Consider the following 7,116-nt stretch of genomic DNA (forward strand, 5'->3'; position numbering starts at 1 on the left):
TGAACGGCTTTTTGAGATTGCAGTTATATTAAAAAGCGGTAAACCCTAACTTCTCGCTACCGTTCAATTGCTTGGATTCTATAAGTTGTGCAATCGCACCTCTTAAATACCGAACACTAGGTTTATCTTCACCCCACTTTCGGCTATTTCTAATCGCAGCAAAGCTGACTGGTGTTGCAACGGCTGAAGTAACAATGTTTAAAATCTGCTCCAAATCCGCAAGAGAAATACTCATTTCTTCTAGCTCTGCAATTTCAACCTCTTGGGTAGGCTTTGAGAAAATAGACTCAAGCTGATTAACTGCGTCATCTGGTGCAATTTTCTCCCCTCTGGGCATAACTGCTGGCTGGTGATGCTGCACCAGTTCCGGGAAGAATTTGAGTAATGTTCTAGCAGGATCTGGCTGACCATTTCCTGGGTGTAACTCCATCTTTAGCCAGTCAGGAATCATGCCAAGATTGCCACCGCTAACAGGTTCAGCAAAGTTATTAGGGTTGGCTTTGAAATATTCGCCACTAGCAACATTAATCTTTCGCAATCCACCAGCGCTGACAGACTGAGCTACACAGCCAATGAAGTTAACTGATTGCTTAAAGGTATCTGCTAGTCCTGCTGTGGCCTTGCCAACCACAGAAGTTAAATTGGAGCCATGCAAGACAATGATTAATGTACCGCCACACTTGGCGAAGCGAGAAAGTAAATATTGAATAGCCCAAGTGCGATCGCTCTCATCAAGTAGGGACAGCAAGCGCATCGCCTCATCAATGACTAACAGTAAGTTTTTGTGGGAGTAAGGTTCACTTGCATCTAAGCCTTTAAGAAATTTAAGCAAGTCACGGGCGACTAGTTTATCTGCCCCGTCTGCATCTTTTTCCGGGTATTTAAGAGCAGAAATCAGATTGCAACTAAAGGGGTAAACGTCCACCCCGGCTGTAAAGTATTGGGTGTTTAATCCCGAATCTAAAGCTAGAGATAATGTTGCTAAGATTGCTGCTAAGGTTCCCTTACCACCTCGCTGAGTGCCAGCGATCGCAATGACTTGAGAACTCATCATGTCTTCTATTTGGAAACCACTTTTCGTTAAAGCCGCGATGAGTGCGTTTGCTCTATTCGTCAGAGGGAGATGAGTTATAGTCTCTGGTGAAAGCCCATTAGCTGATGGCTGTAACTCTGTAGGTTTAGAAGGAGAAGCAGCTTGGTGGCTGTGATGAATATCTACCTGTGGTGATTGAAATTGCTTAATATCTACGGTGGGTGGTAACTGGGTTTGAGCCTGTGCAATAGCACTTATCTCCGACAGATTCACACGGCTGTCAATCGTCACATCCTGTAAATGGAGAGCCATGCTTTGATAAGTCGGTAGCTGACGACCTTTAAGTTTGCCAAACCAGCCAAACATCCAGCGATAAGCGTAAAAACGTTTTCCTGGTTCAACTTGGGTTAAATATTGCCCAATATTTTCAAACTCAGCTAGAAGAAAGGCGTACTCTTCTGCTGATTGTCGCTCTAAGAATTTAACAGTATTAGCAAGATGATCCGCTTGATAATTGCTCCTAGTATCATAGTCACCAGCACGAGCAACCGCGTCTATAAAGTTGCCACGTACAAATGGTATTGGTGCAATTTCTTTAGTGCGGTTGGAGTGTTCGACAACAAACCATAGCCATGCAGCACCGCCAATTAAACCACCAACTATAGCCAGTGGGTTGACCGCATAACAAACCGCTCCTATCCCGCCTGCCATCAAGCCAAGTACACGGGTCATGTCTGCTTCGTTCTCAGATTGCCGTGCCATTTCAAATAATCCATCTTTTCTCTCTTGCAGCCATTGGGCGATATTCCCGGCTTCCAAGTGAGACAAATTAGGATATTGCGATCGCAAATGTTCCGTTTCCTTAGTTGTAATTTTTGGGATATTATTGCAATGCATAAAACAAATGCCTCGTTGAGTAGTGAGTGCCGCTCAGTGGAGAGAGTTGTTGAACGGCACTCACTTTAATCTTTGGTCAATCCCCAAATGGCGAACCCAATTTCACCCGCCATCATTGTGCCGATATTAAATAAGATGCAGCCAAAAATCATGAATGGATCTGTAAATTGAAATGGGTTACGAGCTGCAAAGGTGGTGACAATATCGAACACCCAAACAGCAATCACAACTAACCCAGCGCTTGAGCGATCGCGTGTACCTGCGGTCTTATAATCCTTCCAAAGTTCACCAACAAGGTCAATCTTGCCACTAGGCTTGGTTTCAAGCTCATAAACCATGTGGTCTTGAAGTTCCCGCCTAGCTGAATCTGGGTTTTTACCGCGCAGGGCGTGGGCTTCGATTACTTGCACACCTACCGAAATCATAAATGCCAAGTAAGAGAATGGGTTGAACAGTGCAAACGGCACATTTAGCCAATTCCAAGTCGGCTCAAACCAGGGGCAAATAGGCGGCCCAGTAAAGATTAATTGCCAAGTTGAATCAGCACTAATTACAGAACCACCAATAAATAAAATCCCGCCTACCAAGGCACGACCCGCGCCACCGTTAGCAACAAACTGATTGACTATAGCGGCGGCTGCCCTAATGGGTAAACCAACAATCATCACAACAGCCTTGGCACAAAAATCGATGATTTCACCAAGCGTTCGCTTCTTACCCTTGGGTTTACCATCGCTGTTACCAGTACTGCCACTCTCCGAACTTGATGAACCTAACGCCATTACTTTTTCCTCACTGGTTTAATATTTTGAACGCTTTTACAAACCTCTTTGGCTTTGTGCTTCCACTTCCAAATTCCTTCTTCAATTCGCCCAATACACCTACCCGTTGCGTCAAACACATCAACAATCTCGTCATCAAGGTATAGGGTCGGGTCGGGTCTGGGATTGCGTTTACTGCTGTCAAAATAATTCGTGATTCTTAGAGAACGAGTTGTGGGCATGACTCCCGCCTCATATAAGGCATCGCTGGTTTTTGCCCGTTCTTCTATGCGCTGACGTTCTAATCCTTCGGTGGCTTTTAATCTCTCGGCTTCTGCATAAGCCCCCAACTTGGGTACTAAAGGGATGATTACAGGCAACATGCAGATGCCAACACCAGCCAAAGCTAAGTAGAGTTGTTTCTTGTACATCTCACTGTGCCATCGCGGTAATCAGTGCAAACTTTTCCCATTGCTTTAACTCATGCAGTCGTTTCAATGCTGACTCCGCTTCGTTGCTAGGAGCGGTAGAAGAATCACACTCTAACCATGCTTGATGAGCGATTTTTGCAATTAACCAGAGCGTGTCTGATTCGCTCATCTTCTCTAGTCCTTCGCCCCATGTCTCACACATATCTTTAATGAGTGCATTGTCATGAGAGAGGGAGTAATATCCTACGGGGTGCGCCATTTTGGTATCCTTGAATGTGTGTACTGATTTCATCCCTGATGTAAGTCACAACTACGAACGCTTTTCTTGACCGGGCAAGCGTTTGCAGAATTATTCTTCATCAGAACTGTTAGCGAGTTGTACTTTTTCAATGCCATCTAGAACTTCAGAAATTGATTGAATGGCATCATTCAAAACCAAGTCATTTGATGTAGTAAAATGCTCTGATGTTTGCAGCCTCCTGTATTCGGGAGTAGCTTGAATCAATCTTAAAGTTTGCTCAACACCAGCCAGAATGATTACTATTTCTTCTGTGCTAACATTGCACATCATCATATTATTCACCTCTCCAAGCCTCCAAATTACCTAAGTTGATTTGATGATTGCTATTGACAGAAAACCTTTCGTTTACTACTTTCTCTAGAGCTTTCCTCAACCAGTAAGCGGGGGTTGTCCCATCCATTTCTGCAAGCATTCTGATGGCTGGAGTCAAGTCTTGAGGAACGTTGTAATTAAGCCGCTTGTTTAACATCGGTCGTTTCTCCTAAGTAAAGTTTTTTCATCTCTGATAAAGCAACGGTTCCCGGATTTTCTGGAATCAACAAATTACTTTCTGGAATGCTCCCTTTGAGTAATCTTTCTTTTATCAACATCTGCACGGGTGCGATCGCAAACGCACCGCCACACAAAGTTACTTTGCTGCGTCTAGCTTTCACGGATATGTCATCTAGGGCATAAGCCAAGGGAGAATCTTTCATCCATGAATGAATCGCGTTCTCTAACTCACTCCCAATGTCTTCGCCATCAGGTGCAATCGCACTTATGCCGTTATCGCCAACGGTTGCAGTTTCTAAAATCTCGCGCAGTTGGGAGGGGCGAATCATTTTAGAAGAATCGGTGTTGCTCAATGCTCTGGAAAATTCTTTGATTAGTGTGGCGACACCGCCGCCACCATTGGGACTACAAGTTACCCGTTTTGGTAATTTGCCGAGATTACTGTATTCGCTGATTGTGGCTGTACCATATCCAATATCAAAAGTATGGAACTGTTTATCGTCAAAGCGTTCGCTTGCCCAAAGTGACGCGCCATATCCCTCTGGAAATCCCAGAAAGCCAAGTTTTGAGAAGCACAGACGATATCTAACACCGTCTACCGCGATCCACTTGCATTGTTCAATGGCTTTTTTTAGTTCTAATGGGGAAGCTAGCGAGAGCGTTGATAAACGAATGTGCAAGGTTCTACGCTTGTCGCTCGTGCCCGTGGACAACTCAAGCAGATTTGGCAAGGAGGCGATCGCGCCTAGTGCAAGGATGGGGAAGTAGTATACTTTGTGATTCTCGGAATCACTCATCGCTATATATTCCTTACCTTGCAGTCTGGCTGAGGAGCCTACAACCCAATGCTCTACAACATCTTTGTTGTTTTCATCTTTGCCTCGGCTTAGGCTGAAAGCTCCTAATTCTCCAAATGGTACTGATGGCACACAACACACCAAAGATTCGGTCTTCATTACTGGTGTTGTGCCAGTTTCGTTATTAACGAAAGCCTGATATTTAATACTGGAACGCCCAGCATCTAACATCAAATGAATTACCTTTTTTGATGGCATTGATGCTTTCTCTGTTATAGTTTCAGGCTCGTTTATGTTGGGTGCGTTCGTGCTTATAGATGTTGGTTGTTTTTTAGGTCTTGACATATCGTAAAACTCTCAACTTTTTATCGTCACTGTCACAAGGAAAAGTAGTCGTCATCAACTAACGTTTCATGTTTCATGTTTCATGTTTCAGGCGGGTGTAAGTGGCGTTTCACGGTTCTTGTGAGGCTGAAACATTGATGCAACCGTTGAAACAGTTTCATGAAACATTCTGTGAAACACTACTGAGTATTTTGGCTCCCAGTAGCAGTAGTCTGTGCCAGCATCGAGTTTTGCAAAATCTGGAGTAAAAGAAAGTTAACTACCTCTGCATGGTCATTAATGCCTAATTCCTGCGCTTTATTGCTGATAAATGGGTGTAAGGATTGCCTGATTGTTACTCGCATAAATCCTCCTCAAAATAAATTTGTAGGCTGAAGTCGCCAAGAATACGTGTATCTTGTCTCTCGCTGGCGCTTTTGCCTTATGTCTTATGTCTGCTAATATAATGGATAAGTTGCGAAGTTGCAACTTATTAAAATAGCAACTTCGCACTTAGACGTTCTGTAAAGCTTATGGTTCAATGGAGACAGAAGTTGCGAAATTTATATTTAGCTACCGTGTCAGCCAAAAAAGATGATCCAGACTACATGGCGTTACGTGGTCACATACCAAAAGATTTATTTAGGAGATTTAAAATGCTTTGCCTAGAACGTGAGGTCGATAATAGTCAAGGCTTAGAAGAATTATTAAAAGAATATTTTGCTTGGAAAGATTCTCAGAATACTAAGGAAACGGCATAACAAAAGCACAGATTCTAGACATTTTCTCGCGCTTAGACACGTTAATAACAGAGGTCAACTCGTTGAAATTCTCAGCAGTAACTATTGGCACAAGCCAGGTAGCCTTGAATATTCAGCATATCAAAGCGTACAAAATCTCATTGTTTTTTTCGCGCACAGGCTAAAAATTCGTGTTTGTATAGATACAGCCCAAAAACACGCAAAAAAAGGGGTAGTCCCTACCTGCTTTAGGGTACGCCACCATCTCTTACTAGAGCTATGCCATACCAAGACGATTGTCAGTCGTCGCCAAAGCGGTTAGTCCTACCGCAACACTAACTAATTTAGTTTTTTCTATAGCTCTAGCGTAACAGTGGCGTGCCTTTAAGTGAAAGGGATTACTCAATCTTTATCGAAAGTAATCACTAAATTCAGGAGCCACAAATGAATACGGTAAAAATTGAGAATGCGCCCGGACTCTCACATCATGGCGCACTACTGAATAATTCAGATCCGCAAATTATAGCACAGTCAGCCACAGGGGAGCAAGAGTTAGCAGCACGCAATACCAAAACTGCCAGCAGCACCCCAAAAAAGGGACAGCAGAACCGATTTGAGAGTTATGAAGATTTCCAAGCCTATATTCGTAAGTCCTTCATTGAAGGAAGTGGCATTCACCCGGAAATTTTCGATGCCTGTGTAGAGTTTCACCAAGACATTGAATGTGGGGCGGGGGGCGATGTAGAAACACCCATACACGACGCATTGGGATGGGAATACAAGCGATTCAGACATCAAGCTAATGAGCCATTGTACGCGGCATTTCTTCTTAATGAAGACAAGAGCGTATGGCAAGTAGTCGTCAGCATTTGGGACATTGAAAAGCAGCGCCCATACAAATACTTTGCTCCAAAAGGAGACGGCAATCGTGCATTCCTGCCCTCGATCCCAATAGGTGTACGCCAGATCATCGCCCAGAAATCTGGCTTGGATGTGCCGATGTTCGGTAATTTCTGGCAATGGGTGAAAGAGTCAGTGAATGAGGTGGGAGCTACGGAAGGAGGTAAAAAGACCCTTAGCGCCCTATCGATAGGACACATCATGATTGGGCTATATGGCTGTGAATGTGGCGCACCGGGAAGACCGCCCACTCTGATCCCGGACTTAGCGGGCTTTGTCGGCCCTGGTTCAACATTGGTCGTAGCCTTTGATCAAGATGAAAAACCAACAGCCGTCAAAGCAGTCACCAGGGGGATAAGAAAGCTAAAACTTGTACTTCAAAACCTGGGTGCTAACCTTGCTATTGTTGAATGGAGTCCCAAAGATGGCAAAGGATTGGA

At 44.1% G+C, this 7,116-nt stretch carries 10 protein-coding genes; 2 read left to right on the plus strand and 8 right to left on the minus strand.

The genetic code is table 11. From position 1 onward, the window contains the following. Window positions 1-28: 28 nt before the first annotated feature. The 8 genes from F8S12_RS31505 to F8S12_RS31540 form a co-directional block, all read right to left on the minus strand. Window positions 29-1,930, minus strand: coding sequence for a hypothetical protein (locus F8S12_RS31505; protein WP_196520250.1), 1,902 nt, complete (start codon window positions 1,928-1,930; stop codon window positions 29-31). Window positions 1,931-1,995: 65 nt separating this feature from the next. Further along, complete coding sequence (locus F8S12_RS31510; RefSeq protein WP_196520251.1) at window positions 1,996-2,712, minus strand: hypothetical protein; 717 nt, start codon at window positions 2,710-2,712, stop codon at window positions 1,996-1,998. After that, window positions 2,712-3,122 carry a hypothetical protein gene (locus tag F8S12_RS31515; protein WP_196520252.1) on the minus strand — a complete coding sequence of 137 codons (411 nt, stop codon included), beginning with the start codon at window positions 3,120-3,122 and terminating at the stop codon, window positions 2,712-2,714. The genes F8S12_RS31510 and F8S12_RS31515 overlap by 1 nt, the downstream gene beginning before the upstream one ends. 1 nt (window position 3,123) lies before the next feature. Next, entirely contained in the window at window positions 3,124-3,381 is a 258-nt protein-coding gene (locus F8S12_RS31520) for a hypothetical protein (RefSeq protein WP_196520253.1), read from the minus strand. A 90-nt stretch (window positions 3,382-3,471) separates the two neighbouring features. Further along, window positions 3,472-3,696: a hypothetical protein gene (locus F8S12_RS31525; protein WP_230968399.1), complete on the minus strand. Its 225-nt coding sequence runs from the start codon at window positions 3,694-3,696 to the stop codon at window positions 3,472-3,474. A gap of 1 nt (window position 3,697) precedes the next feature. Continuing rightward, entirely contained in the window at window positions 3,698-3,892 is a 195-nt protein-coding gene (locus F8S12_RS31530) for a hypothetical protein (RefSeq protein ID WP_196520254.1), read from the minus strand. After that, window positions 3,873-4,970: a hypothetical protein gene (locus F8S12_RS31535; protein WP_196520255.1), complete on the minus strand. Its 1,098-nt coding sequence runs from the start codon at window positions 4,968-4,970 to the stop codon at window positions 3,873-3,875. Before F8S12_RS31535 ends, F8S12_RS31530 begins: the two co-directional genes overlap by 20 nt. A 266-nt stretch (window positions 4,971-5,236) precedes the next feature. After that, the gene (locus F8S12_RS31540) at window positions 5,237-5,401 is read right to left on the minus strand and encodes a hypothetical protein (protein ID WP_196520256.1); all 165 of its coding nucleotides are present in this window, start codon (window positions 5,399-5,401) and stop codon (window positions 5,237-5,239) included. Between the two features lie 168 nt (window positions 5,402-5,569). On the opposite strand from F8S12_RS31540, the gene F8S12_RS31545 reads away from it, so the two are divergent. After that, complete coding sequence (locus tag F8S12_RS31545) at window positions 5,570-5,797, plus strand: hypothetical protein (RefSeq protein WP_196520257.1); 228 nt, start codon at window positions 5,570-5,572, stop codon at window positions 5,795-5,797. A gap of 423 nt (window positions 5,798-6,220) precedes the next feature. After that, window positions 6,221-7,116: DUF3854 domain-containing protein (locus tag F8S12_RS31550; RefSeq protein ID WP_196520258.1), on the plus strand; the 896-nt coding region annotated here is incomplete at its 3' end.

Origin of the sequence: Nostoc sp. WHI (assembly GCF_015714725.1) — a bacterium.
In the GTDB taxonomy this organism is placed as follows: Bacteria; Cyanobacteriota; Cyanobacteriia; order Cyanobacteriales; family Nostocaceae; genus Nostoc.